4 protein-coding genes are annotated in these 3,354 nt (G+C 61.8%); all 4 read left to right on the top strand.

Annotated elements, in window-relative coordinates; genetic code table 11:
• Positions 1–132: 132 nt before the first annotated feature.
• The 4 genes from ccoO to ccoG are packed head-to-tail and all read left to right on the top strand — an operon-like array spanning position 133 to position 3,284.
• Positions 133–747, top strand: coding sequence for a cytochrome-c oxidase, cbb3-type subunit II (gene ccoO / locus V7080_RS24885; protein ID WP_334191062.1), 615 nt, complete (start codon positions 133–135; stop codon positions 745–747).
• 2 nt (positions 748–749) lie between these two features.
• Positions 750–932, top strand: coding sequence for a cbb3-type cytochrome oxidase subunit 3 (locus V7080_RS24880; RefSeq protein WP_334191061.1), 183 nt, complete (start codon positions 750–752; stop codon positions 930–932).
• Positions 925–1,887, top strand: a complete 963-nt coding sequence (ccoP, locus tag V7080_RS24875) for a cytochrome-c oxidase, cbb3-type subunit III (protein ID WP_334191060.1) — start codon at positions 925–927, stop codon at positions 1,885–1,887. The genes V7080_RS24880 and ccoP overlap by 8 nt, the downstream gene beginning before the upstream one ends.
• On the top strand, positions 1,884–3,284 hold the full coding sequence (gene ccoG / locus V7080_RS24870) for a cytochrome c oxidase accessory protein CcoG (protein WP_334191059.1): 1,401 nt from the start codon (positions 1,884–1,886) through the stop codon (positions 3,282–3,284). The genes ccoP and ccoG overlap by 4 nt, the downstream gene beginning before the upstream one ends.
• The last annotated feature ends 70 nt before the right edge of the window (positions 3,285–3,354 follow it).

Here is a 3,354-nt window from a genome sequence, read left to right as displayed (position 1 = left end):
GATCAACCTCACCACCCCCATCCCAACCTTCCCCCTGGAAGGGGGAAGAAGCCCCGACGGAGGGATAAACGCCGTAGCCGAATGTTTGCCAAGACCCAACCTCACCTCCACAGAAACAACTAGGAGCAGTAAATGAAGTTTTCCCATGAATGGATTGAAAAGAACCCCTGGCTGCTGATCGCGCTCGTGATCCTTGTGGTCAGCATCGGCGGTCTTGCCGAGATCGTGCCGCTGTTTTTCCAGAAGTCGACCACCGAGCCGGTCGCCGGGCTGAAGCCGTATTCGGCGCTGCGCTTGGCGGGCCGCGATGTCTATGTGCGCGAAGGCTGCTACAACTGCCACTCGCAGATGATCCGTCCCTTCCGCGCCGAGACCGAGCGCTACGGACACTACTCCGTCGCCGGTGAATTCGTGTACGACCGCCCGTTCCAGTGGGGCTCGAAGCGCACCGGTCCCGACCTGGCGCGCGTCGGCGGCCGTTACAGCGACGAATGGCACCGCATCCACCTGAACAACCCTCGCGACGTGGTGCCCGAATCGAACATGCCCGGCTACCCGTGGCTGGAAACCGCCAAGGTCAATCCGGACGTGGTTGTGTCCAGCATGCGCGCGCTCAAGCGTCTCGGCGACCCGTACACCGACGCCGACATCGCTGCGGCGCCGAAGGAGCTGGCAGGCAAGACGGAGCAGGACGCACTCATCGCCTATCTGCAGGAGATGGGCACATTGATCAAGGCAAAGAGGTAATCATGGCAATCGAATTGCTCGACATCCGCAGCCTGGTGACGGTAATGAGTTTCATCACCTTCCTCGGCATCATCTGGTGGTCTTACAGCGCGCGGCGCAAGCCGGCCTTCGAGCAGGCTGCGTACCTGCCGTTCGCCGACGAGCAGGAAGACGCAGGCGCTTCTCCGGAGAACAGCCATGTCTGATTTCAACGACGGATTCTGGAACATTTACATCACCGTGCTGACGCTGGTCAGCGTCTTCGGCTGCGGCGTGCTGCTCTGGGTGCAATCGAAGGGCAAGGTCACCGTCACCCGGGATGCCGACGGCAAGGTGCAAACCACCGGCCATAGCTGGGACGAAGGCCTGAGCGAACTGAACAACCCGATGCCGCGCTGGTGGATGTGGCTGTTCTACATCACCATCGTGTTCAGCCTGGCGTATCTGTATCTCTATCCCGGCCTCGGCACCTTCGAAGGCAAGCTCGGCTGGCAATCGACAGGGCAGTACCAGAAGGAAATGGCGAAGGCGGATACCGAATACGGTCCGCTGTTCAACAAGTACATGCAGCAGGACATGAAGATGGTGGCGGCGGACCCGCAGGCGCGGGTGATCGGCGAACGCCTGTTCATGACCTATTGCGCGCAGTGCCACGGCTCCGACGCCGGCGGCAGCAAGGGCTTCCCGAACCTGGCCGACAAGGACTGGCTGTACGGCGGCACGCCGGAGGCGATCAAGGCATCGATCCTTGACGGCCGCCGCGGCCACATGCCGCCGATGGGCGCCGCGCTCGGAACGGAAAAGGATATCGAGAACGTCGCCAACTATGTGCGCAGCCTGTCCGGCATGACGACCGATCCGGTCAAGTCCGTGCTGGGACGGCCGAAATACATGGCTGCCTGCGCGTCCTGCCACAGCGGCACCGGCACCGGTAACCAGGCTCTCGGCGCGCCCAACCTGTCCGACAAGATCTGGCTGCATGGCGGAAGTGCCAATACCGTCATGGAAACCATCCGCAAGGGCCGCACCAGCACCATGCCCGCGTTCCGCGACTTCCTCGGCGAAGCAAAGGTGCATGTACTCGGCGCGTATGTATGGGGATTGTCGGCCGACAAGGCGGAATTGACCGCTGATCCGGTGAAAGTGGCGCAGCAAAAATGAACCAGCAATCCACGCCGGAAGTGGCGGTCATCAAGATGTATGCCGCTCGCGAGGAAATCTATCCGCGCGAGACGAAGGGGCGCTATGCCACCCTGCGCTGGGTGTGTGTCTGGCTGACGCAGCTGGTGTTCTACGGCTTGCCGTGGATGACATGGAATGACCGCCAGGCCGTGCTGTTCGACCTGGCGGCGAGGAAGTTTTATATCTTCGGCATCGTGCTCTGGCCGCAGGATTTCATCTACCTTGCGGTGCTGCTGATTATCTGCGCCTACCTGCTCTTCCTGGCGACCGCCGTCGCGGGGCGGGTATGGTGTGGCTTCGCCTGCCCGCAGACCGTCTACACCGAAATCTTCATGTGGATCGAGCGGCAGATCGAAGGCAGCCGCAGCGCCCGCATGCGTCTCGACCGGCAGCCCGCGTCGGTATCCAAGTTCGCGCGCAAGGCCGCCAAGCACACCGCATGGGGCGCCGTCGCGTTGTGGACCGGCTTCACCTTCGTCGGCTATTTCACGCCCATCCATGTGCTGCAGCGCGAAGTCGCTACCTTCGGCCTCGGTCCATGGGAAATGTTCTGGATCCTGTTCTATGCCTTCGCCACCTACGGCAATGCCGGCTGGCTGCGCGAGCAGGTATGCAAGTACATGTGCCCGTATGCCCGCTTCCAGAGCTCGATGTTCGATAGCGATACGCTGATCGTCAGCTACGATGCCGGACGCGGCGAGCCGCGCGGCGCACTGCGCAAGAATGACATGGCCCAGGGCAAGGGCGACTGCATCGACTGCACGATGTGCGTGCAGGTCTGCCCGACCGGCATCGACATCCGCAACGGGTTGCAATATGAATGCATTGGCTGCGCCGCCTGCGTGGATGCCTGCAACAGCGTCATGCGCAAGACCGGGCAGCCGGAGGGACTGATCCGCTACACCACCGAAAACGCCCTCAAGGAAAAGCTGTCGGACCGCGCCGTCCGGATGCGCACGCTGCGTCCGCGCATCCTGATCTATACCGGCATCCTGGGTGTCATCGCCGCAGTTTTTCTCGGCAGCCTGCTGACGCGCACGCCGCTGAAGGTGGATGTGATCCGCGACCGGGGTGCGATGGCGCGGGAGGTGGACAACGGACTGATCGAAAACGTCTATCGCCTGCAGATCATGAATACCGATGAAACGACGCGCCGCTACCGGATAACCGTTTCCGGCATCGACGGCATCAAACTGGCGACGCCCGACGAAGTGGTGCTCGGTCCGACCGCCTCGCGCGGCCTGCCGGTGAAGGTGCGCATCGAACCGGGCAACGGCACGCCGGGATCGAACAAGATCGCATTCACGCTGACATCGATGGAAGGACCCGATGTGGAGGTGACGGAAAAGGCGGTGTTTTATGTGCCGAGGGATTGAATACGAATCGAAAGTAAGAAAGTAAAGGAAGAACTCCTTCCCCCTCTCAGGGGGAAGGTTGGGATGGGGG

Origin of the sequence: Noviherbaspirillum sp., assembly GCF_036846085.1 — a bacterium.
Lineage (GTDB): Bacteria > Pseudomonadota > Gammaproteobacteria > Burkholderiales > Burkholderiaceae_D > Noviherbaspirillum.
This window is presented reverse-complemented; position numbering and strand designations above follow the sequence as displayed.